Genomic DNA, 26,389 nt, shown 5'->3' on the forward strand with positions numbered 1-26,389 from the left:
GAACGCGACGAAAACACACGATTCACGAACATATGGCAGACAATCACAGCCACGATTCGACCGACGAACAGGTCGCAACGGACGGTGGGGTGGCCGGACAGCCCGGTCAGGCTCACCGAAACACTGACTACCTCAGCTCGGAGGTAAACCTGCTGAACCCGAGTACGACGTTCATGCGCGATCATCTGCGCATCGTTTGGACCGGGTTCGCCATCTGGTTCGTCATCGTCTTCGGGCCAGTGACGCTGACGCGGCTCGCGCCCGGCGTAATGACGACGGAGCTACCGGTGATCGGCTTCCCGCTGCACTACTTCCTGGTGGCCTTCGTCGCCCCGACCGGCGCGCTGATCCTCTCGTTCTGGTACGCTCGCAAGCGCGACGCGTTAGACGACAAGTACGGCATCGAACATCGGACGGTCGAGGAGGCCGGTCGCGGCGGGGACGCCGCGGCGACTGACGGAGGGGTCGACGAATGACGGGCGCTGCCGGAGTCGTCCTCCAGAGCGGGCTCCTCCCCGAGGGGCTGAACGTCTCGTTCAAGCTCGGCCCGGCCATTCTGGTCCTCTCGATGCTGCTGTTGTTCCTCGCGATCGGATTCGTCTTCCGCGTGGCCGATACCGAGGACATGTGGGTCGCCGGCCGATCCATCGGGAACGTCGAGAACGGGATGGCGATCGGTGCCAACTGGATGTCGGCGGCGTCCTATCTCGGAATGGCTGCGCTGATCGCGCTGTCGGGCTTCTACGGCCTGGCGTTCGTCGTCGGCTGGACGACGGGCTATTTCATCCTCCTGATCTTCATGGCCGCACAGCTGCGCCGGTTCGGCAAGTACACCGCGCCGGACTTCGTCGGCGATCGATTCAACTCCGACGCCGCACGCGCGATCGCGGCGATCACGACGTTCCTCATCGGGTTCGTCTACTCGATCGGTCAGGCCCGCGGGATGGGCCTGGTCGGGCTCTACATCTTCGGTGACATCGGCCTGCCGGGCCTGACCGGCTACCAGTCGATGGTCGTCTTCATGATGGCCATCACGGTCGGCTATCTGACCATCTCGGGGATGCTGGGTGCGACCAAGAACATGGCCGTCCAGTACGTCATCCTCATCGCTGCGTTCATCCTCGGCCTCTACGTCGTCGGCTTCACGCAGGGGTACTCGACGGTGCTTCCCCAGCTCGAGTACGGGGCGCTGATCAACCAGCTCGGTGCTGAGTTCAGCGAGCCCTTCTCGAGCGGCAGCTACTACTTATGGATCGCGACGTGTTTCTCACTGATCGTCGGAACTTGCGGGCTCCCGCACGTGTTAGTTCGGTTCTACACCGTCGAGAGCGAGCGGACGGCCCGCTGGTCGACGGTGTGGGGCCTGTTCTTCATCTGCCTGCTGTACTGGAGCGCGCCCGCGTTCGCCGCGTTCGGGACCGACCTCTTCGCGGAGAACGTCGGACCGGTCTACGGCGACCCCGGAATGAGCAGCGCTGCAGGTGACGTTATCGTCGTGCTGGCCGCACAGCTCGCGGAACTGCCCCAGTGGTTCGTCGGCCTCGTCGCGGCGGGCGGGATCGCCGCGGCGATCGCGACGGTCGCCGGCCTGTTCATCGCGGGCTCGTCGGCCATCTCCCACGACATCTACACGAACATCATCAACCCCGACGCGACCCAGCGCCAGCAGGTGCTGGTCGGTCGCCTGAGCATCGTCGCGCTCGGCGTCCTGACGACGGCCGCCGCGCTCAACCCCGCGGCACCGATCGCGGCGCTCGTCTCGTACGCGTTCTCGCTCGCGGGTGCCGTGTTGTTCCCGATGTTCTTCCTCGGCATGTGGTGGGAGAACACGAACCGCGAGGGCGCACTCGCCGGCATGCTCACCGGGCTGACCATCTGGACGATTCCGATGATCAACGAGGTGCTGCCGACGTACACGGGCGGCGGAGAACCGTACGTGCCGGTGCTGGCACAGTGGGTGCCCGCGATCGGCTCCGCGCTGATCGCGGTCCCGGTCGTGTTCGCCGTCACCATCGTCGTCTCGATGGTGACCGACGAACCCGATATGGAGACCAAGCGGATCGTCCGCCAGTGTCACAGCCCCGAACCGATGAGTCGCCAGCAGACCGCCGAAGACGTCGCCACCGACGGGGGCCAGACCCCCGCGGACGACTAACCCATGTACGAACGCATCCTCGTTCCCACGGACGGTAGCGGTACGGCCGAATCAGCCGTCGATCACGCGCTCGACCTCGCCGAGAAGTACGAGGCCGAGGTCCACGCGCTGTACGTGATCGACACCGACTCGATGAGTCTCAGCCTCGGTGCTGAACAACTCGATCGCATCGAGCAGGGCCAGTACGGCGAGATGGAGGAGGTCCGAGAGCGCGCCGACCGCGCGACCGGCCACGTCGCCGACCGCGCTCGAGACCGCGGCCTCGAGACCGTCGAGCACGTCTCGGCCGGCAGGCCCCACTCGCTGATCGCGGACTACATCGAGGACAACGATATCGACCTCGTCGTGATGGGGTCGCACGGCCGCTCGGGCATCCGCCGAGCGCTGCTCGGCAGCGTCACCGAGCGGACGCTCCGGTCGACCCACGTACCCGTGTTGGTTGTCGACATCGACAAAAGCGAGTAGCGATCGTAGACTACGGTGATTTTTTGCGACGATGCGCCCGTTTCGGGTAGCGAAAGCGCCGTCCGCCGAGCGCGAGCGGAACGCCGATCGGCCCGACTACTTCTGCTGGGCGGTCGCGAGCTTGAAACTCCAGATAAGGCCGAAGTAGGCGGCGATCCCCGCGAGCATGAACATGTAGTACGCCCACGTCGGGCCGTCCAGAACGCGGAAGACCAGATCGACCCCGGTCACCCAGACGACCGCGAACGCCAGATCCGTCAGTATCCCCCACCGCTCTTCGCGCGCCGTCTGCAGCCACTCGCGAATCCCGGTCATCGCCCCGTCACCCGGCTCCTGTGATCGACCATAGTGTGACCGTTTCGCAGGGTCCCGAAAAAGCCTATCGGAGGGGCGGCGCAGACGGCTCCTCGAGGGTTCGATACCCCGTCACTCGTCCCAGTAGCTCGTCTCGTCGTCGATGTTGTAGTAGCCGTGGAACGAGCGCTCGTCGCGGCCGCCCGGCGGCGAGCCGACGAAGACGCCGAATTTCTCCATTTCGGGGTAAATCGTCACGTCCGGCTCGTTCATCGTCGAGATCGCGAGATATCTGAGCGTCTCCTCGCCGTCGTTGACGAGTCGGTGACCGCCGCTTTCGTCGGCCGGCAGGGTGACGAAATCGCCCGCAGTCAGGGGCTCGAGGCCCTCCTCAGTCCGGAGTTGGCCGTCGCCGGCCAGCACGTAAATCGCCTCCTCGTTGGCCGTGTGGTAGTGGTAGGGCCACGAGCGCCGCCCCGGCGGGAGTTCGTAGAGGCTACAGCCGAGGTCATCGGCGTCGACGGCGCTCGAGAGCTCTTTCCGGCGGAACATCGTCTCCTCGCGTTCGTACGCTTTCCAGTCGATCGCGGACTCGTTTACTTTCTTCATACACCCGTTCACTCTCGTCAGGGATTTAGTATTCCGCGGCAGTTTCGATAGATCCGGCGTCGATCGGACGCGGCGTCCGAAGTACGCAGAACAGATCGAATGTACACTGACACGTTAGAACTATTTTATTCGCGGCCGGAACCATCCTTATGAACCGCCGATCGATTCTTACCACTGCTGGAATCACGTTCGGTTCCGCTACTGCCGGTTGTCTCGAGTCGTCCGAATCGGACCGTCGAGACGCAGCGTGTTCGCATATGCCGGCTACTGGCGACCAACTGCAATACGAGACGGCGATTCTCCGTCACGACTACGTCCCCCTCGTCGTCGGTGGCGAGTTCGTCGATGGTGCGAAAACCGAGGAGACGACACCGTTTGTGCTCGTTTCGACGGAAGCAGACATCGAGACACGCCTCCGATTGGATGCGCTTGACGAGACTGATGCCGACCACGCGACGGTTCGGTCGTTCATCGCGGAGACGGACTTCGAAACGGAGACGCTTCTCGTCTGGCAAACGAGTACCGCGAGCACCGGCTATCAAATCGAAATCGTCGGCGTCACACGACCAGCGAGCAGATCGGTCCACGCGTACACGTGTCGCTATCACAACGGTGGGGCGAACGGAACGGTCATGACACCGTACAATATCGCGATCCGAGTAGCCGTTCCACGGCAACCGAACAGAGCGGAACTGACCGTTCGAAGCGGAGGAGCCGCTGGAACCGACCACGACACCGCGACGTTTGTCGATTATCGTGACAGAGACGAGAACGGGGGTAGACTACACAGGAGCGGCGAATCCCGAACTGATCAAGTCGAAAACGAAACCCCCTAACCCCGTCCGAGAGTGACTTCAGGCATGCACGACGACAGCGAGGTCGCCGTCCTCCGGCTCGGTCACCGCCCCGGCCGGGACGACCGGATGACGACCCACGTCGGCCTGACCGCGCGGGCACTGGGTGCCGACCGCGTCCTCTTTCCCGACAACGCCGGCCAATCGCTCGAGACGGTCGCGGACATCACCGACCGCTTCGGCGGCCCGTTCGAGGCCGAACTCACCGACTCGCCCCACGGAATCATCCGTAACTGGGAGGGACGGGTCGTCCACCTCACGATGTACGGCGAACGCGTTCAGGACGTAGAAGCTGAGATTCGGGGTGCGCATCTCGAGGACGGCGACCCCCTCTTGCTCGTCGTCGGCTCCGAGAAGGTCTCCTTCGACGTCTACGAGGAAGCCGACTGGAACGTCGGCGTCACCAACCAGCCCCATTCCGAGGTCGCGGGGCTCGCGGTCTTTCTCGACCGCCTGTTCGAAGGGCGCGAACTCGAGCGGGAGTGGGCCGACGCTGACCGGCGCGTAATTCCGATGGAGACGGGCAAGCGCGTCGAGTCGGCGGGCGACGGCGAGGAGTAACGGCTCGAACGATTTCGGCGCGGCAGTCTTAGCCGGCCGGTCGAAACAGGCGAATCGGTCGGTACAGTCGGCGGCCGACCGCTCGAGCGATCCCGCCGGTCCCCATCTCGCGCTCGTCGATCGCGTAGCCGGTGCCGACCCGCTCGATCGGCCCCGACTCGCCGTGGAGCTCGAGCAGCCGTTCGAAATCGTCTTCCAGTAGTCCGGTCCGGTCGCAGAGTTCCGCTTTCGTGAGCGGCCGGTCGGCCTCGCGGAGTTCTGTGAGCAGCCACCGGTTGTGGAGTCCGGCGAGGTAGACCTCCCCTTCCGTCACGTCGTCCTCGCGGGCGGTCGTCGGGTCGTCACCCGCTGCCCGCCGCGCGTAGACGCCGTCGAGACAGAGCCAGCCGCCGACCGCAACGAACACCCACCCGAGCCAGCTACTCGCGCTTCGAAGGTGGACGACGCCGGCGACGACACAGAGCACGCCGAAGGCGAGTTCGGCGAGTCCCGGAGCCGAGTCGATATCGGACGCGCCGGACGCTGCGTCGGCGATCATCGGACCGACGACCACCGCGGAGACGACCGTGGCGATTTCGACCGGCTCGAGTCCGAACGCCGAGAGGACGACGCCGAGGAACGCGACGGCGGCGATGTCGCTCGCGTCGATCGATTTCCGGAGCCGCCCAGCGATCCGCTGAACCATTTCCTGGTCCTTTCACACGGACGACACTAAACGTACCGGTTCCCCGTCTCGAGCGAGTCGCGGCAAGCTATCCCGCCGCCGTCGGACGGAAGTTTTTACATGTGGCCTTCGGTATCACGATCCATGGATTTAGACGCGGTCGACGAATCCGCACTGGAGGGGAACGTCGCGAAGCTCTTCGATCAGACGGCGGCCCAGCACGGGGAGGCACAGGCGATGGAACACCACGGCCGCCGCTGGACGCACGCGGAACTGCGCGAGTGGACGGCCGAACTCGCCGGCGGTCTCCACGATCTCGGGCTCGAGCCCGGTGACCGAATGTTGCTCTTCCTGCCGAATTGCCCACAGTATCTAGTCGCCTCGATCGGCGCGTTCAAAGCCGGCGTCGAGATCTCGCCGGTCAACCCGCAGTACAAGCGCCGCGAGGTGGCCTACCAGCTCGAGGACACGAACGCGAAGGCGATCGTCACCCACCCGGCGCTTCGGGAGGTCGTCGACGAGGGGACCGAGGACGCCGGGATGGACCCCGAGGTGATCACGATTCAAAGCGAGGACTGGCCGCGAGACGACGCGGACCACGCCTTCGAGGAACTGCGCGGCGAGCCGACGTTGGTCGACCGCGACGGCGACGACGTGGCGCTGTTGCCCTACACCTCCGGGACGACGGGCGATCCGAAGGGCGTCCAGCTCACCCACAACAACACGCGAGCGCAGCTCATGTGGCCGCTGGTCGCCTCGAACGTCGATGTGGAACCCGAGGAGGTGCGCAGCCTCACCTGGCTGCCGCTGTACCACATCACCGGCTTTACTCACACCGCGCTTCAGCCGCTGGTCGGCGGCGGCCGGCTCTACTTCCGCAGCGCGCTCGAGTGGGACGCCAAGGAGTGCATGCAGCTCATCGAGGCGGAGGGGATCACCCACTTCGTCGGCGTGACGACGATGTACGCCGACATGGTCGACTCCGACGAGTTCGGGGAGTACGACCTGACCAGCCTCGAGGCGGCCTCCGAGGGCGGCGCGAAGCTCTCGACGGCGGTCCAAGAGCGGTTCGAGGAGACCGCCGGCGTCGACATCTCGGAGGGGTACGGCCTCACCGAGACCCACGGCGCAACCCACACCCAGAGCGGCTCGACGTTCGGCCTGAAACACGGTACGATCGGCCAGCCCCTGCGAATGACCGACTGCAAGATCGTCGACGAGTCCGGCGACGAGGTCGCGCCCGGCGAGGAGGGCGAACTCGTCGTCCGAGGCCCGCAGGTGATGAAAGGCTACCACAATCTGCCCAGGGCCACGGAGGAGTCCTTCACCGAACACGGCTACTTCCGGACCGGCGACATCGCCCGCCGCGACGGAAACAACTACTACGAGATCGTCGACCGCAAAAAGCACATGATCAACACCGCCGGCTACAACGTCTATCCGAGCGAACTCGAGAACCTCCTGCTCGAGCACGAAGCCGTCGCGGACGTGGCCATCGTCGGCGTGCCGGACGAGCGGCGCAACGAGGTTCCCAAGGCGTTCATCGTCACGGCCAAGGACGTCGAACCCGGCAGCGACGTGACCGCCGAGGAGCTCAAGGAGTTCTGTCTCGAGGAGGTGGCCAGCTACAAACACCCCCGCGAGATCGAGTTCATCGACGAACTCCCGCGGACGACCAGCGGGAAGATTCAGAAGTTCAAACTCGAGGACGAGGAGTAGCGACGATTTCGGCCGACGGCGGTTCTCGGAACGGTGTGCGGGTCAGCGGTTTTATCGAACAGTTCCACGCTACTGCAGTCCTGCTCGACGATTGGATCATGGGCCGCAGCGTCCCTCTCGGGACGGCGTTATCGCTCTCGTAGTCCGTCGACGAACAGATACCCGATCCAGCAGCCTGCAACACCAACGACGGCAGCACCGAAAACGACGGCCGACAGGCTATCGCCCTGCGTCACCAGTCCCAGCCCAGCGAGGCCAATCAGCGTAAGCAGGTAGCCAAGGAATGTTCGGTGGAGTGAAGAAAAGAACTTCTCAGTCCCCGTACTAGTCTCTTTCATGTTTCGTTACTGCAATCAGTCGGTGATAAATATTTTGTTCGTACCCGATTCCGGCTATTTCGGCGTCTCGATTCCAGCATACTATCGACTCGAGTCACTGATTCTGCCGCGTACTGAGGCCCGCTGAGCAGCGCTTAGGTCGTCTCGTAGTACCGAACGCCGTCGTTGGTTTCATACGTGACTTCGTCCCGCCGCTTGAGCGTGCCCAGCGCTCCGAGCGTGTCGAGTACCGGTGCCATATGTCGGACGGTCCCGGCGCGCTCCTTCGCGATCGACAGCGGCGTGGCGGGTTCGATCGCCGCGGTCGCCGCCTGCGTCTTGGCCAGCAGCTCGTCGAGTCGGTCGCGAGTGGTCTCGATGACCCGTTGTGGGTCCTCGAACGACGGCCCGTGGCCGGGGAAGACGTGCGTCGCGTCGGTCTCGGTTAGCCGGTCCATCGCCGTGTAGTAGTCGTCGACAGCCTCGTAGGCTCCGTCGTCGATGCCGACCTGAAAGGCCCCGGCGCGGAACGGCTCGATGAGCGCGTCGCCGGCGAACAGCACCGTCGTCCCCTCGATCGTCGTCTCGTAACAGAGGTGGTTGATCTCGTGGCCAGGGGTCTCGAAGGCGCGGAACTCGCGGCCGCCGACGGTGAACGGCCCGGTTGGGTCGACGGAGCGCGCCGTCTCGAAGCCGATCAGCTGCCGATGCCGACCGATCTCGCTGCTCTCCTCGTCGACGATCTCCTCGCGATCGTCGCCGCGGTAGCCGGCCGCCGTCGCCGCCGCCCACATCTCCTCGCGGGCCGTCTCGCGGTCGCGCTCGAGTCGCGCCAGTGCAGCCTTCGGAACGTGGACCGTCGCGCCGGCTTCTCTGAGCGCGGGAAGCTGGCCGATGTGGTCGCTGTGGACGTGGGTCACGAGCACGTGATCGACATCGGCCGGTTCGCGGTCGATCTCGGCGAGTCCCTCGAGCAGTTCCGACCGGCCGACTTCGCCCGGCGCGCCTGCATCGACGAGGATCGATTCCGGCCCCTCGAGTAAGTAGGCCGCGACGTGTTTCGGAGGCCAGGGCACCTCGAACTCGAGGCGATGGATCCGCGAGCGGGCGCGGTCGGCCCGGATGGTTCTGCAGGAGGAATCGGTAGTCATTGTCTCGAGAAGTGCCATCCATCCACATAAACGTCGCGCCCGGCCACTCTCCGGCAACGGTCGGATTTACGGCGCTCGTGGTGGAATTTGCCTCGATCTAGCTAGCGAACGTCTCCATCGAGCGATGGCTTCGAAAGAGGAGAACCGAAAACGAAGGCTCCTGCTATCGTGGGCACGAGGGATTTCCACACCCTCCCCAGCCGATTCACTCACTGCTCACGGCTCCCGCTGGTCGCCGTTCGCTCTCGAGGGCTCTCTCCGTTCGGCCTCGCGCCGCTCGCTCATCCACTGTCAGCGCACGCTCTGACAAGCCTTCGCTCGTGAAACTCGCGAAGACCTCGCACGGCGTCGAGCGGACGGTTCGCCGATGGCGAACCGTCGCACAGCGCGCGCCACCGCACGGCGATTTCACGGTCCGGTGTGATATCGCCCTCCCGAATCCAGACTCACCGGGGCACGACAGTTGATAAGACTTAATGGCGTCATGCCGTTATACGTAGGTAATGGCTTTTGAGGACCTGCTCGAGGACCCGGTGATCCAGAAATATTTGCACGAGCTGGTCGGTCCCAAGGGGATGCCCGTTGCGGCGGCGCCCCCGGACGGGGAGGTGACCGACGAGGAGCTTGCGGAGGAACTCGACCTCGAGTTGAACGACGTGCGGCGCGCGCTGTTTATACTCTACGAGAACGACCTCGCCAGCTACCGGCGGCTGCGCGACGAGGACTCGGGGTGGCTGACCTACCTCTGGACGTTCGAGTACGACAACATCCCGGAGAATCTCGAGGAGGAGATGTACCGGCTCCACGAGGCCTTAGCGGACCGGCGCGAGTACGAGCGAAACCACGAGTTTTACCTCTGTGAGATCTGCTCGATCCGCTTCGAGTTCGGCGAGGCGATGGACTTCGGTTTCGAGTGTCCCGAATGCGGCTCGCCGCTGGAATCGATGGACAACAACCGCCTGGTCACCGCGATGGACGACCGCCTCGACGCCCTCGAGGACGAACTCAACATCGACGCGGACGCCTGATGGTCGTACTCGCAACCAAACTGTACGTCGAGGGCGACGCCCGCGAGCGCTCGATAGATTCGCTGCGGTCGCTGGTGGCAAACGAGATCGGCGACTTGGACGTCGCGTTCGACATCGGCGTGCGCCACGACGACTTCCCCTCAGTGACGATCGAGGGTGAGGACGCCGTCGTCGCGCGCAACGTCCTCCGCGAGGCGTTCGGTGAGATCGTCCCCGATCTCGAGGCCGGCGAGACCTACGTCGGCACGCTCGAGTCCTGGGACGAGGACGGGCTTGTGCTCGATGCCGGACAGGGCGAGGGCGTCCGAATTCCGACCGACGAACTCGGGCTCGGCCCGGGATCGGCAACGCAGATCCGCGATCGCTACGGGCTGGTCCAGCACATGCCGTTGCAGTTCGTCTACGGCGAGCCCGCCCGCCTCGCCGACGCCGAGCGCGATCGGCTCTACGAGTGGACTCGCGGTGCCGGCCGACTCAACGTCAACAGCGCCACCCGGGCGGAAGTGCGAGCGACGCTCAACCGCGCGGGCCACGCCCAGGACTACGTCACCGTCGAACGGCTGGGGCTCTTGGAGCAGAGCGTGATCTGTACCGAAGACACCGATCCGCCGGGACTGCTCGCGAGCGTCGGCGAGTACCTGTCGGCGGAACTCCGCTGTGTCGTTCCTTAGCATGAACCGACGACTCGTTCTCGGGATGGTCGCGGTCGCGCTCCTCACGATGGGAGCGGGCTGTACCGGGTTCTTCGGCGGCATCTCCGACGAGCAACTCGATCGGGAGCAAAACTACAGCGATCTGCGTGACAGCGACGCCGACGTGGCAATGGAACTCTCGAGTGGCAACGTCATCAACAGCGGCGAGTTCCGGGCGGTGTACGACCTGAACGGGACCGAGGAGTTGTCCCTCCACCGGTCGACGATCTACCGCGACGAGCCGCTCCAGATCCACAGCGTCCGCTACTGGTATCCCAACGGCACCGAGGTGACCGGCTCGGAACTCGAGGTCAGCCAGGGGCGCTCTGCGACGACGGTCGCGGTTCCCGATGAGAACGGGACCCTCGCGTTCTCGGGCGAGGCCGGCCGCAAGACGTTCCGTCTCCCGGCCTATGTCGACGGCTCTTACGAGGTCACGCTGCCCGAGAATCATCGAACGACGAACTTCCTGTTCGGTGATGTCTCGCCCAACGGCGCCGAGCGAGAGATCGTCGACGGGCAAGAACGACTCTACTGGGAGGAGATCGAGGCCGACCGCACGATCTCGCTGCGGTACTACCTCGCTCGAGACATCCCGGTGTTCCTCGGACTCATCGGGATCGCCGTTCTGCTCGGCGGGATCGGGATCGGCTACTACTACCGGCAAGTCAAACGGCTGCAAGAACAACGCGAGCAGTTCGGTATCGACGTCGACGCCGACGACGACTCGGACGGTGGCGGCCCGCCGGGGCTCCTCTAGCCGCCGTCACGTTCGACCGAAACAGCGCTCAGCCGTGTATCGTTCGTTCGTTGAGCCAGATTACGTCCGCGTCGCCGATCTCGAGCCGTCCCTTGACGTGGGTCGTCTCGACGTGTGGTGGCTCGAGCGAGGACGGCCGGACCGTTCTTGTCGTCGCGACGTCGTCCACGAGCCAGCCGTAGTACCGCTCGTCCGCATCGGTGATATCGAGGACGAGCAGTCGCGGGTCGTCGATCCGCGCCGGTGTCCGAAACGTCGATCCGAACACGCGCGGCAAGTCGACGACTCTGATCCGCTCGCCGGCGACCGTGATCGTTCCCGCGTTCCGCGGGTCGGCGGCCTCTCAGAGCGGTGTTTCGTCTGCGACGCCGAGGACGGAGGCCACCGACTCGGCCCTGACGCAGTAGCCTCGCTCCTCGAGGTCGAACGTGACACGGTAACGCGGTCGTCGGTACTGGATTCGGGGTTCGACGCCGCTCCCATTCTGTCTGAAGGTTTGAATGCCATAAAATAAGTGCCGGTAGGGGAGGAATATTGGGCCGAGTATGAGATCGGGCGAAGCGGAATCCCCGTGATCCAGACGTGGGCCTCGCAGGAGCGGCGGTCGGTAGTTGCGTTCGTGTTATCGCGGCCGTATGCTGTTAGCGAACCGACCACCGTTCCAGCCGCGAAATCGAGACCTGAGGAGGTGTTCGACGATCCAAACGACCGTACAGAGAACCGCGAGCAAGCCGGGGACGGCGAGTGCGGCGATACCAGTCGGAGAGCCGAAGACGAGCGCGCGGAGGACGAGCACGATCCAGAATGCGAACAACGCGAACGGAGCGACGATACCGGACGATAGCAACGCTGTGAGCGGGATCGCAGTTGCCGCTGCCACTAAACACCCGATTATCACGCTCTCGATCGGCCCGAGACCGAGAGAAACGCCGGTGAGGAGGGCCGTCGCAGCACCGAGGACGCTCCCGAGGCCGACGGCGACTCCGACGGACGCGGCCTGCGATAGCGGCAGGGTTGGTACTCGGCGAAGCCGCTGGTCTCCGAGGCCGTACCCGCGTCGAATCGCGAACTCGCCGACGCCAGCGACCAGTAGCAACGCGAGCCAGACGTACCACGAATCCGCGTATTCGTAAACGTAGAACGGGCCCTCGACGATATGGGAACTCCCGAGCCGTCCTACTCGCTCAGGGGCTGGCGTAGTAATCTCGACGAGCACGACGCCGATCAGTAGTGTGAGGAAACCGATCGTAGGCGTGAGCAATCCCGTTCTAACCGAGATCAGTACCGGGAGGAATCCGAAGACGAATGCAGTGACCACCACTGAGGCGAACCCGATAGTCGTCTCGACTAGTGGATACTCGAAATAGCGCAGAAGGCCGACGACGATGACCGCATTCGCGAGGCCACCGAGGCTGGCGAGTGCGGTCGAAGTCCCATTTGGGCGATTCATGCCAGGCAAATCACCTGACTACTGGGAAGGCGATTTTTCTCGAGTCAGTCACGTGCGATGTAATGAGCGATGATCGGCGTTGTCCTGAACGAGAGAAGTCGAAGTTCAACGGATCAATAGCGACCATTATTTGTTACCATCCCGACATACGATTAATTAGGTTACGCTGTTGGAGAATAGCTGTCGGCCGTTAACACTGTTGTTCCGGTAACGGCATGGCTGGGAACTAGAGGACGGGTCGGTTCCATCCAAGCACACGAAGACGGAAGTTGAGATCCATTATCTCTCACTTATGACGTAGTCTCGTATGAGAACACAAAGTCAGAGTTGACAGACATCTTTACGAACAACTGGCCGTGTCTGCAGGTCGCTGACCGCGTTGATTCCGGCCCGGATGGCCGGGGTAACGACGGAGGGAGTGAGAATCACGACGGGAAAGCAGTCGTTCACAAACCGAGTTCCATCACTCCGGGCCGAGTCGACGAACGGTGTTAGCGGACACAACACTCTCTGACAAGCGGTTGTCAAAGCAGAGTCAACGTTTTATTGATGGAACCTGATACACGAACAGGACTATGGCCCCGGATCTCTCGGAAACGCTTCTCGGAACGGACAACGACGCTGCCGACCGGACTCGCGAGGCGGGCGGCGACGACGGCGAGGAGGAGGAACTCGTTCAGTTCGTGTTCGTCGGCGTCGGCGAACACCGGCTCGCGCTGCCGGTCGATGCGGTCAGGACGATCACGGAACCGCCGACCGAACTGACTCGCGTCCCGCGGTCGCCGCCCGCGGTCGAGGGACTGATGGACTTGCGCGGGGAGATCACCGCGGTGATCGATGCGCACGTCCACTTCCCGACGACGGAGTCCCGATCTGGACGCGAGCGTCTGCTCGTTCTCGACCGACCCAGCGATCAGCAGTCGGCCGCGATCCGGGTCGACGACGTGATCGGCGTCGAAACGGTTCCGGAAAGCGACGTCCTCGACGGCGACGCGATCGAGGCGAGCGAGTTCGACGGCGACGCACTCGACCATCCGCTGGTCGTCGCCCTCGTTAGACAGGAACAGACGCCGCGGGCCGACGTCGGTCGCGCGGTCACGGAACAGCCGGGCGACACGGGTGTCGCGACGACGCCGAGCCTCGACGTTGGCGGTGCGGCCAGCGCGGGTGGTTCCGCGACGCTGTCGTCGGCTCGAGGCGTCGGCGGCGGACTCGGCGAATCGGTCGGCGAAACGTTCGAGCTCGAGGGCGAGGACGCCGACGCCGAACCCGACGCCGAGACGGGGGGAGCGGACGAGGACTCGATCGAAGAGATCTCCGTCGAGGCAACGCCGCTCGTCGATGTCGACCGACTGCTGTTGGCGTCGGGTCAGGCAGAAGACGGGCGCTGACGGGCGGTTCACGAGATCGCGGCTTGAGAGGCTTCTCCGGGGCGTATTCGACGCTTATCACGACTGATAATCGAGAGACAGCATTTATGGTAGTTGTATCTCTACCAGAGTTTGGTGTACTACTGAATGTCGACAGGGGTGCTCATCGTGGACGACTCTCATTTTATGCGGAATTTACTGCGTCAGATCTTGGAGCAGGATTACCGCATCCTCGGAGAGGCGTCCAACGGAGCAGAAGCCGTCAAACTGTACAAAGAACACGATCCCGATATCGTGATGATGGACATCGTGATGCCCAAGTGCAACGGCATCAAGGCGACCGCGGCGATTAAGAAGATCGATCCGGACGCCCGCGTCATCATGTGTACGAGCGTCGGACAGCGTGAGAAGATGAAACTCGCCGTGAAGGCTGGCGCGGACGGCTATGTCACGAAACCGTTCGAAGAACCCAGCGTCAGAAAGGCCCTCTCAGACGTCGTTGCGGCATGACGCGAGTACTCGTTGTCGACGACTCGAGGTTTATGCGGACAGTCATCGGCAACGCGCTCTCTGGGGCCGGATACGACGTGGAAACAGCTGCGAACGGATCGGAAGGCGTCGAACTCGCGGGTACGTTCGATCCGGACGTCGTTACGATGGACGTCGAGATGCCCGAAATGGACGGCATCGACGCCGTCGAACGAATTATGGCCACGAATCCGACCGCGATTCTCATGCTCAGCGTCCATACCGAACGCGGTGCGGAGGCGACGCTCGACGCCTTAGAGCGTGGAGCAGTGGACTTTCTCCACAAACCCGACGGCTCCGGCTCGCGGAACATCGCTCACTTGACCGACGAGGTTATCGAGACGGTCGACGACCTCGCGGAAGCCGATGTCTCGTCGGTCGCGCTCGCCCGCACTGCGGCGACGGCCTACGCGACCAGCGCGGGCCGCGCCGAAAACCCCGGCCACACGACAGCGACCGGGAACGCTGTCGCGGGCGGTTCGGACGTCCAGTCGAACGTCGACAGCGGAACGATCAGTCCGGGCGTCACGCCCGGTTTCGGCTCCGATTCCGCCGGCGACGAGACCACACCGATCGCCGTCGACGATGATCGCGCGGACGCCCCGACGGTCGTCATCGGCGCGTCGACCGGCGGCCCGAAGATCGTCGAGCGGTTGTTCGACCGGCTTCCCGCCGCTCTCGAGGCGAAGGTGCTGGTCGTCCAGCACATGCCCGCCGGCTTCACGGCGCGGCTGGCAGAACGGCTCGACGAGCGCAGCGCCTACGACGTGACCGAGGCGACGGACCGACAGCGACTCGAGTCCGGCGAGGTCGCTGTCGCGCCGGGCGGCCACCACCTCGAGGTGGTGAGCAACGTCGGCGATGGGTTGCGCCTGCGACTCGACGACGGCGAGCGCGTCCACGGCGTGCGCCCGGCGATCGACGTGACGATGGAAAGCGCCGCTAAACGGGTTTCTGACGCCCTCTGTGGCGTCGTGCTGACCGGAATGGGCCGCGACGGAGCAGCCGGAATCGAGGCGATCAAAGCCGCCGGCGGCCACACGATCGCACAGGACGAGGCGACGAGTCCGGTCTTTGGCATCCCCTGTCAAGCAATCGAAACGGGCTGTGTGGACACGATCGTGCCCGCGGACGGCGTCGCCGACGCGATCGTCGACGCGTTCACGACGGACGGTGAGAACGATGACTGATTATCTCACAGACTTCGTTCAGGAGAGCGAAGAACGAATCACGGAACTGAACAACGCCTTGCTCACCCTCGAGCGCGAGCCCGACGATGAGGAGGCGATGGAGAACATCTTCCGGATCGCACACACCCTCAAGGGTAACTGTGGGGCGATGGGGCTGGACTCGGCCAGCGATCTCGCCCACGCGATCGAGGACTTGCTCGACGCCGTTCGTCGGGACGACCTCGAGGTGACGTCGGAACTGATGGACGCCGTCTTCGACGCCGTCGACGAACTCGAGACGATGATCGACGAAGTCGCCGCGACCGGCGAGATCGAGACCGATCCGTCGGCGACGATCCGGGCGCTCCGTGCGCAGCTCGATCGCGCCGACGAGGCGGCCGGATTCGCCGCGCCGACGGCCGACGAGATCGACGATGTCTGTTCGCGGTTCGACCCGCCCGAAGACGACGACCACGACGTCTATCTCGTCCGACTCGACATCGCCGAGCGCGAGGGCGTGAACAACGGCAAGCTGGTCGTCGACGCCCTAATAGACGCGTTCGATCTAATCGGGACCGCCCCCTCACAGGAGCGTCTCGAGGCCGCGGAGTACGACGGCCGATTCGACGCTGTCTTCGGGACTGCGGTCGGCGAAGCCGCGATCACGTCCGGCCTCGAGCCGGTCGAGGAGGTCGACGAGTTCGAGATCGTCGACGTAAGCGACCGGTTCGAGGAGGCCGACGAGACCGACCAGCCATCCCAGCCTGTCGACGACCCCGAGCCGGGCGAGGGGATCTCCGCCGAAGAGGCTCAGGACCTCGAGGTCGACGACCTCCTCGACGAGTTCACCGAGTTCGACGACTTAGACGAGATGGTCGAAGACGTCGACGACGACGACCTCGCTGCCTTTGAGGACATGGGCGAGGCCGGCTCGTTCGACGACCTGCTCGCGGAGCAAGATGTCGACATCGATGACGAGCCCGGCGAACCGCCGGCCGAAGCGCTCGACGAGGCCGACACCGACGCGTCCGAGCAGGGGTCGACGGCCGACGCGGGGTCCGACACCGACGATGTCGACGACGCCAGTGCCGTCTTCAACGAGCTCAAAGACGAGGTGGAGATGGTCGGCTTCGACGAACTCCAAGACGAACTCGCCGAACTCGAGTTCGACGAGTTCGACGACGAGGAGGAAGTCGGCATGGACGAACTCCTCGGCGAGGACGCCGACGACGACTCGTTCCTCGAGGGCGATGCGCCGTCCGAGAGCGAGGTCGACGACATCCTCGTCGACGATGATGTCGAAGCCGACGATATCGAAGCCGACGAGAGTGCCGAGATCGAATCCACGGTCGAGCCGACGGAATCGGACGCGAGCGACGACGGAACGGCCGACAACGGCGACCACGTGGTAGACGCCACCGACGACGCCGCGGACTCGACGGCGACGCAAGCGCCGGAGACGGAGCGAGTCGACGACGATTCGGACGCATCCGAGGCGGACGTGGACTCCGACGACTCGGCCGATGCGACCGACGACTCCGATCTCGAGCAGGTCGATACCGGCGATGAGACCGATGACTCCGATCTCGAGGAGCCAGCAGTCGACGCAGATACCGAAGGCGACGACGCAGAGGAACCGTCTGACGGCGGCGTCGATGATGAACCGGCGGCCGACGACGAAACCGGTGGTGACGACGATCGGTCGACGGCGACCGATGATGTGGCTCCCACCGACGCCGATCCGGGCGAAGAGACGGAGGCCATCGAGTCTCCGGCCGAGGACGGAGCCGAGACCGACTCGGCCGCGGAACCGGTCGAATCGGACGCTCCGGAGACGGACGACGCGTCGGTGCAAGCAGCGGACCCGGCTGCACCGAGCGACGACGCGGCCGACGACGTCGACCTCGAGACCGAGGCGGTCGAGACAGCCGAGGACGACGAGTCAGGGACCGTCGACTCGTTCGGAGACGACGCCGACGATGTCGAGCCCACGGCGGCGTTCGGCGACTTCGGCTCCGCGGACGCCGAGACAGAGGCGTTCGACGACGGGTTTGAATCGGCAGACGACGGTTTCGACGACGACCTCGATGACGAGTTTGATGACGACCTCGATGATGAGTTTGACGACGGTTTCGACGACGACTTCGACGAGGAACTCGACGACGAGGTCTTCGCTGGAACCGACGAATTCGACGTCGGCGCGGCGGGATTCGATTCGCCGACGCCGGACTCGGATGCGACCGACGCGACCGCCGAGTCGGCCGCCTTCGGCGACGATCCGACCGACGACGGTACCGATGCCGACGACGACATCGAACGGACTATCGAGGAGCCGACTCTCGAGATTCCGGAGCTCACCGTCCCCGAGACGGACGAACAGGCGGACGACGACGAGAGCCAGCCCGGCGAGGTCCAGTCCGTCCGGGTCGACGTCGAACAGATCGACTCGCTGCTGACCCTCGTCGAGGGGCTGGTCACGAGCCGCGTCCGCCTTCGCCACGCGGCCGAAGCAGAGGCCGAGGGCAACGACGCGCTCGAGACGGAACTCGATGCGCTGTCGGAACTGACGACGGACCTCCAGGAGACGGTCATGGACATCCGACTCGTGCCGCTCCAGACCGTGACGAACCGCTTGCCGCGGGTCGTCCGCGACATCGCTCGCGATCAGGACAAAGAGGTCGCCTTCGAGATGCACGGTGAGACCGTCGAACTCGACCGGAGTATTCTCGACCGGATCGGCGACCCGCTGATCCACCTCGTCCGCAACGCCGTCGACCACGGGATCGAATCGCCCGAGGCGCGCGAACAAGCGGACAAATCTCCCGAAGGGACCGTCGAGGTCCACGCAGACCGCGCCCGGGATCGCGTGACGATCTCGGTCGAGGACGACGGCAGCGGGCTCGACCCCGATCGACTCCGGGCGGAGGCCGTCGATGCCGAAGTCATAACGGAATCCGAAGCGGCCGAGTTGTCCGACGAGGATGCCTACGAACTCATCTTCCATCCCGGCCTCTCGACGGTCGACGAAGTGACCGACATCAGCGGCCGGGGCGTCGGCATGGACGTGGTCAAGCGGACGATCGAGGACTTGGATGGGACGGTCTCGATCGACAGCGAGCCCAGCGAGGGCACGACCGTGACGATGGAACTCCCCGTGACGGTCGCGATCGACGAGATCCTGTTCGTCGAGAGCGGCGGCGAGGAGTTCGGCGTCCCGACCAAGGCCGTCCGCGACATCGAGTCGGCCAGCGCCCTCGAGTCGACCGGCGAGCACTCCGTCCTCCCCAGCGAGGACGGCGACTACCCCGTTATCCCGCTCGCCGACGTGCTCGAGACGCCGGCGCCGGGCGCGAACGGCGACGGAATGGTCGTCCGAATCCGCGGCGAGGTCCGCGAGGTGGCCCTGCACTGCGACCGCGTCCATGGCCAGCAGGAGGTCGTCGTCAAGCCCTTCGAGGGCTTCATGAGCGGGGTTCCGGGGCTCAGCGGTGCGACGGTGCGAGGGCGGGGAGAGGTAGTCAACATCTTGGATGTGACGACATTATGAACGAACGCAAACACCCAACCCTACGGAGGAAACCATGACGATGATGGTCGACATACGCAAGCTGAGCTTCATAAACGAAATGGCGAAAGTCGGGACGAACGGCGTCGCCGACAACATGAGCAAACTCACGGGCGAGGACGCCCAGATGGAGGTGACCAAAACCAACTTCATCGACGTCGAGGACATCGAGTCCCAACTCGACGGCGGCAAGCGGGTCGGCGTCCGGGTCCGACTGCTCGATCCGCCCCACGGACACATCCTCATCCTCTTCCCCGAGGCGAGCGCGAAGAAGATCACCGCGATCATGCTGCGCGACGTCGTCGACGACATGGGCGATGTCTCGGGCAAGATGGCCAGAAGCGCTGTCGAAGAGATGGGCAACATGATGGCCAGCGGGTTCATCGACGGCTGGGCCGACGTGCTCGGGCGCGCGATCGACATCGCCGCGCCCCAACTCGTCTACGCGCCCGCCGGCGACATCGTCACCCGGACGGCCAGTCTGGGCGGCGACGATCTCGCCCTGTTCTTCGACTCGGATCTCTCCGTGCCCAGCTATCAGATCGAAGCCGAAATATACGCCTTCCCCGACCTGGCTGAGTTCGTCGAAATGGTCAACGGCATCGAAGTCCAGCCCGCATGAAACTCGACGTCAACGCGCTCGGCACGTTCTACCGGATGGCTCGAGAAGGGGCCGGACTGGCGGCGGGCCGACTCACCCACATGTTAGGCGTCGAAACGCAGGTCGGTGTGACGAAACTCAACTTCATGCGCGGTCAGGAGATCCGGCGTGACTTCGAGGACTCGACCGAGAAGGTCGGCGTTCGGGTCAAGCTGACCGGCGCGATCGAGGGCTACTCGGTCGTCGTCTTCGAGCGCGAGAACGCGTTGCGGATCGTCCAGACGCTGCTCGCCGAGGCCGGTCCCGAGGCCGACGTCGACGCCGATGTCGACGATCTCGAGGGCTTCGACGAAATGACCGAGAGCGCCACGACCGAGGTCGGCCACATCATGAACAGCGGGTTCATCGACGGCTGGGCCGACGTGCTCGAGGCCGTCATCGACGTCTCGACGCCGGAGTTCGTCGAGGGCCAGACCGCGGAACCGTTCTTCGGCGACATCGACGAGGCGCCGGCCGACGACGACCTCGCCTTGCTCTTCCAGAGTCGGATCGAGACCGTCGGCACCGAGGTCGGCTTCAGCCACTACCTCTTCCCCAAACGCGAGTCGCTCTCGAAGCTCCTCGAGCGACTGCGCAGCAGCGACGGCATCGAGTACGACAAGCTGGACGGTTTCGACCGGATGGCCGAACGCGGGGCCGAAGAGGTCGCCAAGACCGCGACCACGCTGACCGGAATCGATACGAGCGTCGAGATCCGCCGGCTCAACTTCGTTTCGCTCGAGGCGATCCCCGAGCAGGTCGCAAACGAGACGCTCGTCGGGGTCGCCTTCGAGTTCGACGGGATGCCGAGTGGCTATCTCCTCTTCCTGTTCGACGAGGAGTCGGCCCACGAGATCGTCGACGCGATGGTGCCGATGGAGATCGAGGAGGAGGGCTTCGGCGAGATGGGGACCAGCGCGATCAAAGAACTGGGCAACATCATGGCCAGTGGCTTTCTGGATGGCTGGGCGAACGTCCTCGATACGACGATCGATCACTCGACGCCGGAGTTCATCCACGACATCGGCGCTGCCGCCGTCGACCCCGTGATCATCCAACTCGGCGAGAATCAGGACTTCGCGTTCGTCTTCGATACGGTCGTCGTCGCCGACGGCCGCGAGTTCGACTGTGAAGTGTACGCGATCCCGGACGAGTCGGATCTCGAACGAGCGCTGAACAACTTAGACGTCGATCGGATCGAGGACACCCCGACGACGGCGGAGTTCCAGGAAGTCGATAACGCATGAAAACCTACGGAACCGAACCAGGTGCACCGACGCCGGTCCAGGTGGGTATCTCCGAGCTGGTCGTCAGCGACGGCGACGACACGCTCAAGTCCTACGGACTCGGCTCGTGTCTGGCGATCGCCCTGTACGATCCGGACTCCGGGATCGGCGGGCTCGCACACGTCATGCTCCCCGACGGCGACGCCGCGGACAACAGCGAGCGCAAACCCGGCAAGTACGCCGACACCGCGATTCGCGCACTGCTGCGGCGGATGGTCGAGCAGGGAGCCAACTACACCACCGTCGAAGCGAAGATCGCCGGCGGCAGCGACATGTTCGAGTTCGAGAGCTTCGGCGACGGCGTCGGCCAGCGAAACATCGCCGCCGCGAAAGAGGAACTCGAGAAGTTAGGCGTTCCCCTCGAGGCCGAAGACGTCGGCGGGGAGTACGGCCGGACCGTCGAGTTCACGCCCGGATCGGGCACGCTTACGGTGAAGTCCTCGAACAGTGACAACGGAGTGACGGAGCTGTGATCGGCGACGGCGCTGGCGACGCCGATACCCCCCCGGACCGAACGGACGACGACACCTTCGCCGACCTCCTCGCGTTCGTCGAGGACGAACTGGCTTTCGCGACGAGTCACTACAACGACAGCTACCTCGACCGGCGCGTCTCCTCGCGGATGCGCCGCACGCAAAGCGAGAGCTACGAGGCCTATTTCGACGTCCTGCGCGAGGACCCCGATGAACAGGAGGAACTACTCGAGGCGCTGAGCATCAACGTCACGGGCTTCTTTCGCAACCCCGATGTCTGGTCGGGGATCCGAACGGTCCTCCGGGGGCTCACCGCGACCACCGAGACCGTCCGCGTCTGGAGCGCCGCGTGTGCGGACGGCCGTGAACCCTACTCGCTGGCGATGCTCGCCCGCGACGACCCCGATATCGACGCGTCCTCCGTCTACGTTCTCGGCACCGACATCAGCGAACCGGCACTGGAGACGGCTCGAGCCGGCGTCTACGAGGAGTCTCGAACGGTCGACTTGGACGACCAGCTCTCCTATCTCGACGACTACCATCAGTACGTCGACGTCGACGGGCGGACCTACCGGATCCGCGACGACGTGAGACGTAACGTGCGCTTTCAGCGCCACGACCTGATCAACGACGAGCCCAAGTCCGGCTTCGACCTCGTCGTCTGTCGGAACCTGTTTATCTACATCGACAACGCGTACAAGCAGTCGATGCTCGAGACCATCGCGCGGTCGCTGCGACCGGCCGGCTACCTCGTCATCGGTAAGGCGGAGACGATCCCGCCGAACCTCAAGTCCGCCTTCACCGTTCGCGAGGCTCGCTTGCGCATCTATCAGCGAGAGATGGCGAGGACGAGCGCCGAACAGTCGGATCGGCGCGCGAACTCGAGCCCCGAATCCTGATCCTCCGCGGTTCGTCGGCGAAACCGACCGGGTGTTACATGACCGTCCGCCGACTACTCCCGACGAATGCCTTCGCTCGACCTCCGCTCGTTCGTCGCCCGCGCCGTGGCGCTTGCCGACGCATCGCCGCCGGCAGATCTGGGTGAGACCCGCAGCTGGCTCGTCGAACCCTTCCTCGAGACGCTGGGCTGGGAGCTTGCCGACGCCTGTGTGACGGACCGCGCCGTTGGCGGAATGCACGTCGAGTACGTCCCGAAGATCGAGTCGGTCCCGGCGCTGTTCGTCGCCGTCGAACGCTACGACGACTCGCTGGAGGAACCCCGGGTGAACGCCCTCCGATCGGCCATGGTGTGGACCGGCGTCGATCGTGCGATCTACACGAACGGACGGCAGTACCTCTTTCTCTCGGGCACGACTGACATCGAGTATCACGCGCTCACCGTCACCGAACTCGTCGACGCGGACGCGGCCGTCGCCGACTACTCGCGAGCGGCTTGCGAACGCCGTCTCGAGCACCACGCTCGCGACCACGTCGCCCGCCAGCTCGCCGTCGAACGGCCGGCGCTGGTCGAATCGATCGTCGATCGCCTCGCGGACGTGACCGTACAGGGCGAGGTCTACGCCGGCGAACTCGAGTCCGCGACGGACCGCTTTCTCGACCGACTCGTCGTCGCGTTCGCCGACGATGACGAACACGAGACGGTGCCTGCCGAGGAGACGGACGACGTCTCGATCCGGTTCGACGAGTCGACGATCGGCGACGACGAATCGACGGTCGCCGAACGCGAGTGGCGGACTCGATCGGAACACGGCGACGCGGACCGGCCCCACGGCAGCGACGGCACCGATCCGGAGCCGGCATCGACGGAGCGAGCGGATGTCTCGGACGCGAGCGGTGACGGCAAAGCCGACAGACCGGCCGCGTCCGACGAGCCTGGCGTCGACGGCTCCGGACCGACGGCCGACGCTCGAGGCGACGGCTCGGACCACGTGCCCTCGATCGCCGACGACGAGGACGGCGACGGGGAGTACGTCGTTCGGTTCTTCAACGAGCGGGGTTCGATCGGCGCGGTCGGCCACTCGACGTCCGCGGGCGCGCTCGTCCAGACCGCCGACTATCTCCTCGAGCGAGGACTCGCCGGGGTCGATGTCCCCTGGAGCCCCGACGACGCCGACGAGACCGTGCTGAACGCCGAACCGGCACACGCCGACGGGTCACCGATGGCGAGGCCGCGGCAGCTCTCGAACGGCCTCGTTCTCGAAACTGCCGGCGACACCGACGAGCGGGCTGCACGCGTCGAGGCGCTGGCCGCTCAAGCTGGGCTGCGAGCGATGCTGACCGGTGACTGGGGATAACGCGTTTCCGTGCCGACGAGAGTGGACGGCGTAATCAGTAGTTGACGTCCGCCCGGACGACCGTGATGACGACTCGGTCTGTTGGGTTGTTACAGGTCGCGAGGATATCCCCGCTGGCCGACCCCGATGTCTGCCAACCCGACCGCTCGAGGGTGGCGTTCCACGCCCGTTCGTAGGACGTGTTGAGCCGCACCGAGACATCGCCGTCTTCGATATACGTCTCGCGCTGGCGTTCGGTCATCGAGACCCCGAGCCCGCCGCTGCTCAGGATCGACTGGTCGCTCGCGTTGATCGCGACCACCGAGATGACGACGGTGTCGCTCTCGGGTCGACACGTCAACTGCGGTCGCTTGACGACGGCGCTGCCGGTTTCGCCGGCGCGAACGACCCCGCCGCCCTCGTAGGCGATGGTGGTCTCACCGGTTTCGTACGTGAACTCGCCGAGGTCGATGGGATTCGCAGAGACGTTGCCCGCGTTGCCATCGATCAGTATCGTGAGGTTCGTCCCGCTGGGGCCCGTCGAAATCGTTCCCTCACGCAGCGAGAGTTCTCCGTATCGTTTCTCGACGCCATCGTGTCGCAGGACGGAATCGAAGTTCACCGCGAGCGCCTCCATCGCCCGTTCGGCGTTGCGCAGCTGTTCGCCCTCCTGATAGTCGCGCATCGACTGGAAGCCGACCGTCGCCAGCAAGGCGACGGAGCTGAGGATGATCCCGAAGACGAGGACGAACGCGAGCACGTCGGAGACGCCACGGTCGTCGTCGCGACTCGGTCCCACCGTCTGCGGTCGTGTTCGTCTCATTGGGTCCCGTCCTCGATCGATATCTCGTTCGCACCGCTCTCGTAGACGATGGTAATCGTCCCGCCGGATACCGAACTTCCGCCGTCAACGCCGGCGTCGGTCTTGATTGGCACGTACACCTCGGCGTTCGCGTCTTCGGCCGTCAGCTTCACACAGGGCGTGCTCCCATCGAGCAGCGATGCCGTGGCACAGTTGCCGCTCTCCAGTAACTCGACAGTGTACCGCGAACCCGCGACCCGCTGCGGGTGGTCGCTCCTGATGGTCGCGTTGTGCGCCGACCCCGAGCCGATCTGGTCGACGTTTCCGATCTCGTCTGCCAGTCGCTCGCCGATCGTCTCGAGCGATGATTCGGCGCTCCGATCCGTTTCCGTCTCGAGCATCGTCCCGGCGCTGGTCACGAGCATCGCGATCAGGACCGTCGTGATGCCGAGCGTCAGGACGTGGGTGATCGAAATAGATACCGCACGGTCTTGTCCAGTGCTCCGGTGAATCCTGGCTCTCATGTTGGGCAGTCACCTGGTCCCACGGTCAATTCCCGCCTGAAGTGTAGCTCGTTCGTGTCGTATGTGACTATTATGTCAACATCAGTTATGGAACCAGATAGTATATTTATACCGTCGTAACTGACAGTCACTACTGCTGGCGTTGAGTGAACCGTCGAATCTCGGTATGCGTTACTGAACATCGTGATATTATCCTCAGCGTGATCATCGAGGAGAGCGGTCGTACCGGTATCATCATTGACCTCCTCGAGCAGACAGCCGACGCCCTGTTGGACCTCGAGTTCGACCGTGTCGGCGGTGCTCGCGCTCTGGCTCGTTCCGCCTGAGGAGAGCGTCTCGGTGTAGAGGACGCCGTTGAAGACGACGACGATGCCGAGGAGGATGAACGCGAGGGTGATCGCGCCGATCAGGATCAACTGCGCGCGGTCGTCACGTTCGCTTACCATATGATCACCCGGACCTCGACGACGTTGTACAGCGGCGTGTCGTCGCCGTACCTTCGCGGAATCATTCGTTCGCTACCGTTCGTTTCGTACAGGTTATCGTTCGACGTGTCCGATGTCACGGTCTGATTGTCGTACAGCGTAACGGTGTAACTCGCCGTCAGCGCGCTTGCGGGCGGACTACCCTGATAGACGAGCGTCCGCTCTTCGCCGCCTTCGGCGTGCAGTTCGACGTTGTACGTCCAGCCGTTTTCGCTGAACCGCTCTTTCAGTATGTGGCCGAGATCGGATTCGTTCGCGAACCGATCGACCGAGTACGTCTCGTTGCTCTCGCCGGGCGCTGGGGGCTGACTCGTGTCTTCGAACCCGCCGCCGCCCGCCCAATTTCGCACGATCTCGGAGAGATTCCCGTTCTGGCTCGAGACGACGAGCGAGTCCTGTATCTCCTGTTGGATCTGCAGTTGGGCCGTCCGATCGGCTAGCCCTCCGGTCGTCGGCGTGATGACGACCGCCTGTAGCGCGAACAGCACGGCCATCAGGACTACCATCGCGCCGATGAATCCCTCGAGGGTGTAGGCCTGTCCGCGGTCAGTCTCAGTCTCGTCTTCCGGTGAGTCGTGTGGCCGATACATACGA

Annotated in this window: 27 protein-coding genes and 1 pseudogene; 17 read left to right on the top strand and 11 right to left on the bottom strand. The window is 64.4% G+C overall.

The genetic code is table 11. The features are described 5' to 3' along the window. Positions 1-32 precede the first annotated feature (32 nt). The 3 genes from NKH51_RS01405 to NKH51_RS01415 are packed head-to-tail and all read left to right on the top strand — an operon-like array spanning position 33 to position 2,620. Complete coding sequence (locus NKH51_RS01405; protein ID WP_254763459.1) at positions 33-476, top strand: DUF4212 domain-containing protein; 444 nt, start codon at positions 33-35, stop codon at positions 474-476. Then, a complete protein-coding gene (locus NKH51_RS01410; RefSeq protein WP_254763460.1) occupies positions 473-2,155 on the top strand; it encodes a VC_2705 family sodium/solute symporter in 1,683 nt (560 codons plus the stop codon). Before NKH51_RS01405 ends, NKH51_RS01410 begins: the two co-directional genes overlap by 4 nt. A 3-nt stretch (positions 2,156-2,158) precedes the next feature. After that, on the top strand, positions 2,159-2,620 hold the full coding sequence (locus NKH51_RS01415; RefSeq protein WP_254763461.1) for a universal stress protein: 462 nt from the start codon (positions 2,159-2,161) through the stop codon (positions 2,618-2,620). A gap of 96 nt (positions 2,621-2,716) precedes the next feature. On the opposite strand, the gene NKH51_RS01420 is transcribed toward NKH51_RS01415, so the two are convergent. Next, entirely contained in the window at positions 2,717-2,935 is a 219-nt protein-coding gene (locus NKH51_RS01420) for a DUF8119 family protein (protein ID WP_254763462.1), read from the bottom strand. Between the two features lie 111 nt (positions 2,936-3,046). Beyond that, on the bottom strand, positions 3,047-3,523 hold the full coding sequence (locus NKH51_RS01425; RefSeq protein ID WP_254763463.1) for a cupin domain-containing protein: 477 nt from the start codon (positions 3,521-3,523) through the stop codon (positions 3,047-3,049). An 860-nt stretch (positions 3,524-4,383) separates the two neighbouring features. On the opposite strand from NKH51_RS01425, the gene NKH51_RS01430 reads away from it, so the two are divergent. Then, positions 4,384-4,938: a tRNA (cytidine(56)-2'-O)-methyltransferase gene (locus NKH51_RS01430; RefSeq protein ID WP_254763464.1), complete on the top strand. Its 555-nt coding sequence runs from the start codon at positions 4,384-4,386 to the stop codon at positions 4,936-4,938. Positions 4,939-4,966: 28 nt separating this feature from the next. Here NKH51_RS01430 and NKH51_RS01435 read toward each other — a convergent pair whose 3' ends face one another. Further along, positions 4,967-5,623 carry a hypothetical protein gene (locus NKH51_RS01435; RefSeq protein WP_254763465.1) on the bottom strand — a complete coding sequence of 219 codons (657 nt, stop codon included), beginning with the start codon at positions 5,621-5,623 and terminating at the stop codon, positions 4,967-4,969. A gap of 123 nt (positions 5,624-5,746) precedes the next feature. Here NKH51_RS01435 and NKH51_RS01440 point away from each other — a divergent pair, with 123 nt between their 5' ends. Further along, entirely contained in the window at positions 5,747-7,321 is a 1,575-nt protein-coding gene (locus NKH51_RS01440; protein ID WP_254763466.1) for a class I adenylate-forming enzyme family protein, read from the top strand. Positions 7,322-7,449: 128 nt separating this feature from the next. Here NKH51_RS01440 and NKH51_RS01445 read toward each other — a convergent pair whose 3' ends face one another. Both NKH51_RS01445 and NKH51_RS01450 read right to left on the bottom strand, forming a co-directional pair. Further along, a complete protein-coding gene (locus NKH51_RS01445) occupies positions 7,450-7,659 on the bottom strand; it encodes a hypothetical protein (RefSeq protein ID WP_254763467.1) in 210 nt (69 codons plus the stop codon). Between the two features lie 134 nt (positions 7,660-7,793). After that, positions 7,794-8,789: an MBL fold metallo-hydrolase gene (locus NKH51_RS01450; RefSeq protein WP_254763468.1), complete on the bottom strand. Its 996-nt coding sequence runs from the start codon at positions 8,787-8,789 to the stop codon at positions 7,794-7,796. Positions 8,790-9,292: 503 nt separating this feature from the next. On the opposite strand from NKH51_RS01450, the gene NKH51_RS01455 reads away from it, so the two are divergent. From NKH51_RS01455 to NKH51_RS01465, 3 genes are read left to right on the top strand one after another with little or no spacing between them, the layout of a single operon-like run. Then, a complete protein-coding gene (locus NKH51_RS01455; protein ID WP_254763469.1) occupies positions 9,293-9,817 on the top strand; it encodes a transcription factor in 525 nt (174 codons plus the stop codon). Then, a complete protein-coding gene (locus NKH51_RS01460) occupies positions 9,817-10,488 on the top strand; it encodes a DUF2110 family protein (RefSeq protein WP_254763470.1) in 672 nt (223 codons plus the stop codon). The genes NKH51_RS01455 and NKH51_RS01460 overlap by 1 nt, the downstream gene beginning before the upstream one ends. Before the next feature lies 1 nt (position 10,489). Continuing rightward, positions 10,490-11,269 (top strand): DUF5803 family protein, encoded by a 780-nt coding sequence (locus NKH51_RS01465; RefSeq protein WP_254763471.1) that lies wholly within the window; start codon positions 10,490-10,492, stop codon positions 11,267-11,269. Between the two features lie 28 nt (positions 11,270-11,297). On the opposite strand, the pseudogene NKH51_RS01470 reads toward NKH51_RS01465, so the two are convergent. Both NKH51_RS01470 and NKH51_RS01475 read right to left on the bottom strand, forming a co-directional pair. Next, a pseudogene (locus NKH51_RS01470) lies at positions 11,298-11,752 on the bottom strand (chemotaxis protein CheW). A gap of 139 nt (positions 11,753-11,891) precedes the next feature. Then, entirely contained in the window at positions 11,892-12,719 is an 828-nt protein-coding gene (locus tag NKH51_RS01475) for a hypothetical protein (protein WP_254763472.1), read from the bottom strand. Between the two features lie 575 nt (positions 12,720-13,294). Here NKH51_RS01475 and NKH51_RS01480 point away from each other — a divergent pair. The 9 genes from NKH51_RS01480 to NKH51_RS01520 all read left to right on the top strand — a co-directional run bounded on the left by NKH51_RS01480 (position 13,295) and on the right by NKH51_RS01520 (position 24,005). After that, entirely contained in the window at positions 13,295-14,110 is an 816-nt protein-coding gene (locus tag NKH51_RS01480) for a chemotaxis protein CheW (RefSeq protein ID WP_254763473.1), read from the top strand. Between the two features lie 126 nt (positions 14,111-14,236). Continuing rightward, positions 14,237-14,599 (top strand): chemotaxis protein CheY, encoded by a 363-nt coding sequence (cheY, locus tag NKH51_RS01485; RefSeq protein WP_006181855.1) that lies wholly within the window; start codon positions 14,237-14,239, stop codon positions 14,597-14,599. Next, positions 14,596-15,807 carry a chemotaxis-specific protein-glutamate methyltransferase CheB gene (gene cheB, locus NKH51_RS01490; protein ID WP_254763474.1) on the top strand — a complete coding sequence of 404 codons (1,212 nt, stop codon included), beginning with the start codon at positions 14,596-14,598 and terminating at the stop codon, positions 15,805-15,807. Before cheY ends, cheB begins: the two co-directional genes overlap by 4 nt. Beyond that, positions 15,800-19,333 carry an Hpt domain-containing protein gene (locus tag NKH51_RS01495; protein WP_254763475.1) on the top strand — a complete coding sequence of 1,178 codons (3,534 nt, stop codon included), beginning with the start codon at positions 15,800-15,802 and terminating at the stop codon, positions 19,331-19,333. The genes cheB and NKH51_RS01495 overlap by 8 nt, the downstream gene beginning before the upstream one ends. A gap of 34 nt (positions 19,334-19,367) precedes the next feature. Further along, the gene (locus tag NKH51_RS01500; RefSeq protein ID WP_254763476.1) at positions 19,368-19,973 is read left to right on the top strand and encodes a chemotaxis protein CheC; all 606 of its coding nucleotides are present in this window, start codon (positions 19,368-19,370) and stop codon (positions 19,971-19,973) included. Next, entirely contained in the window at positions 19,970-21,238 is a 1,269-nt protein-coding gene (locus NKH51_RS01505) for a chemotaxis protein CheC (protein WP_254763477.1), read from the top strand. The genes NKH51_RS01500 and NKH51_RS01505 overlap by 4 nt, the downstream gene beginning before the upstream one ends. After that, the gene (locus NKH51_RS01510; protein ID WP_254763478.1) at positions 21,235-21,750 is read left to right on the top strand and encodes a chemotaxis protein CheD; all 516 of its coding nucleotides are present in this window, start codon (positions 21,235-21,237) and stop codon (positions 21,748-21,750) included. Before NKH51_RS01505 ends, NKH51_RS01510 begins: the two co-directional genes overlap by 4 nt. Next, a complete protein-coding gene (locus NKH51_RS01515; RefSeq protein ID WP_256527489.1) occupies positions 21,747-22,649 on the top strand; it encodes a CheR family methyltransferase in 903 nt (300 codons plus the stop codon). The genes NKH51_RS01510 and NKH51_RS01515 overlap by 4 nt, the downstream gene beginning before the upstream one ends. Positions 22,650-22,715: 66 nt before the next feature. Continuing rightward, the gene (locus NKH51_RS01520; protein ID WP_254763479.1) at positions 22,716-24,005 is read left to right on the top strand and encodes a hypothetical protein; all 1,290 of its coding nucleotides are present in this window, start codon (positions 22,716-22,718) and stop codon (positions 24,003-24,005) included. A gap of 34 nt (positions 24,006-24,039) precedes the next feature. Here the strand turns inward: NKH51_RS01520 and NKH51_RS01525 are convergent, their stop codons facing one another. From NKH51_RS01525 to NKH51_RS01540, 4 genes are read right to left on the bottom strand one after another with little or no spacing between them, the layout of a single operon-like run. Beyond that, entirely contained in the window at positions 24,040-24,807 is a 768-nt protein-coding gene (locus NKH51_RS01525) for a DUF7289 family protein (protein ID WP_254763480.1), read from the bottom strand. Continuing rightward, the gene (locus NKH51_RS01530; protein WP_254763481.1) at positions 24,804-25,310 is read right to left on the bottom strand and encodes a DUF7266 family protein; all 507 of its coding nucleotides are present in this window, start codon (positions 25,308-25,310) and stop codon (positions 24,804-24,806) included. Before NKH51_RS01530 ends, NKH51_RS01525 begins: the two co-directional genes overlap by 4 nt. Next, positions 25,307-25,756: a hypothetical protein gene (locus NKH51_RS01535; protein WP_254763482.1), complete on the bottom strand. Its 450-nt coding sequence runs from the start codon at positions 25,754-25,756 to the stop codon at positions 25,307-25,309. The genes NKH51_RS01530 and NKH51_RS01535 overlap by 4 nt, the downstream gene beginning before the upstream one ends. Beyond that, on the bottom strand, positions 25,750-26,385 hold the full coding sequence (locus tag NKH51_RS01540; RefSeq protein ID WP_254763483.1) for a DUF7288 family protein: 636 nt from the start codon (positions 26,383-26,385) through the stop codon (positions 25,750-25,752). Before NKH51_RS01540 ends, NKH51_RS01535 begins: the two co-directional genes overlap by 7 nt. Positions 26,386-26,389: the final 4 nt, after the last annotated feature.

Source organism: Natrinema marinum, assembly GCF_024296685.1.
Taxonomy (GTDB): domain Archaea; phylum Halobacteriota; class Halobacteria; order Halobacteriales; family Natrialbaceae; genus Natrinema; species Natrinema marinum.

Bases quoted from the DNA above. Each gene is read 5' to 3' on its own strand.
- NKH51_RS01405 (WP_254763459.1), top strand. From the start codon at position 33: ATGGCAGACAATCACAGCCACGATTCGACCGACGAACAGGTCGCAACG.
- NKH51_RS01410 (WP_254763460.1), top strand. From the start codon at position 473: ATGACGGGCGCTGCCGGAGTCGTCCTCCAGAGCGGGCTCCTCCCCGAG.
- NKH51_RS01415 (WP_254763461.1), top strand. From the start codon at position 2,159: ATGTACGAACGCATCCTCGTTCCCACGGACGGTAGCGGTACGGCCGAA.
- NKH51_RS01420 (WP_254763462.1), bottom strand. From the start codon at position 2,935: ATGACCGGGATTCGCGAGTGGCTGCAGACGGCGCGCGAAGAGCGGTGG.
- NKH51_RS01425 (WP_254763463.1), bottom strand. From the start codon at position 3,523: ATGAAGAAAGTAAACGAGTCCGCGATCGACTGGAAAGCGTACGAACGC.
- NKH51_RS01430 (WP_254763464.1), top strand. From the start codon at position 4,384: ATGCACGACGACAGCGAGGTCGCCGTCCTCCGGCTCGGTCACCGCCCC.
- NKH51_RS01435 (WP_254763465.1), bottom strand. From the start codon at position 5,623: ATGGTTCAGCGGATCGCTGGGCGGCTCCGGAAATCGATCGACGCGAGC.
- NKH51_RS01440 (WP_254763466.1), top strand. From the start codon at position 5,747: ATGGATTTAGACGCGGTCGACGAATCCGCACTGGAGGGGAACGTCGCG.
- NKH51_RS01445 (WP_254763467.1), bottom strand. From the start codon at position 7,659: ATGAAAGAGACTAGTACGGGGACTGAGAAGTTCTTTTCTTCACTCCAC.
- NKH51_RS01450 (WP_254763468.1), bottom strand. From the start codon at position 8,789: ATGACTACCGATTCCTCCTGCAGAACCATCCGGGCCGACCGCGCCCGC.
- NKH51_RS01455 (WP_254763469.1), top strand. From the start codon at position 9,293: ATGGCTTTTGAGGACCTGCTCGAGGACCCGGTGATCCAGAAATATTTG.
- NKH51_RS01460 (WP_254763470.1), top strand. From the start codon at position 9,817: ATGGTCGTACTCGCAACCAAACTGTACGTCGAGGGCGACGCCCGCGAG.
- NKH51_RS01465 (WP_254763471.1), top strand. From the start codon at position 10,490: ATGAACCGACGACTCGTTCTCGGGATGGTCGCGGTCGCGCTCCTCACG.
- NKH51_RS01475 (WP_254763472.1), bottom strand. From the start codon at position 12,719: ATGAATCGCCCAAATGGGACTTCGACCGCACTCGCCAGCCTCGGTGGC.
- NKH51_RS01480 (WP_254763473.1), top strand. From the start codon at position 13,295: ATGGCCCCGGATCTCTCGGAAACGCTTCTCGGAACGGACAACGACGCT.
- cheY (WP_006181855.1), top strand. From the start codon at position 14,237: ATGTCGACAGGGGTGCTCATCGTGGACGACTCTCATTTTATGCGGAAT.
- cheB (WP_254763474.1), top strand. From the start codon at position 14,596: ATGACGCGAGTACTCGTTGTCGACGACTCGAGGTTTATGCGGACAGTC.
- NKH51_RS01495 (WP_254763475.1), top strand. From the start codon at position 15,800: ATGACTGATTATCTCACAGACTTCGTTCAGGAGAGCGAAGAACGAATC.
- NKH51_RS01500 (WP_254763476.1), top strand. From the start codon at position 19,368: ATGACGATGATGGTCGACATACGCAAGCTGAGCTTCATAAACGAAATG.
- NKH51_RS01505 (WP_254763477.1), top strand. From the start codon at position 19,970: ATGAAACTCGACGTCAACGCGCTCGGCACGTTCTACCGGATGGCTCGA.
- NKH51_RS01510 (WP_254763478.1), top strand. From the start codon at position 21,235: ATGAAAACCTACGGAACCGAACCAGGTGCACCGACGCCGGTCCAGGTG.
- NKH51_RS01520 (WP_254763479.1), top strand. From the start codon at position 22,716: ATGCCTTCGCTCGACCTCCGCTCGTTCGTCGCCCGCGCCGTGGCGCTT.
- NKH51_RS01525 (WP_254763480.1), bottom strand. From the start codon at position 24,807: ATGAGACGAACACGACCGCAGACGGTGGGACCGAGTCGCGACGACGAC.
- NKH51_RS01530 (WP_254763481.1), bottom strand. From the start codon at position 25,310: ATGAGAGCCAGGATTCACCGGAGCACTGGACAAGACCGTGCGGTATCT.
- NKH51_RS01535 (WP_254763482.1), bottom strand. From the start codon at position 25,756: ATGGTAAGCGAACGTGACGACCGCGCGCAGTTGATCCTGATCGGCGCG.
- NKH51_RS01540 (WP_254763483.1), bottom strand. From the start codon at position 26,385: ATGTATCGGCCACACGACTCACCGGAAGACGAGACTGAGACTGACCGC.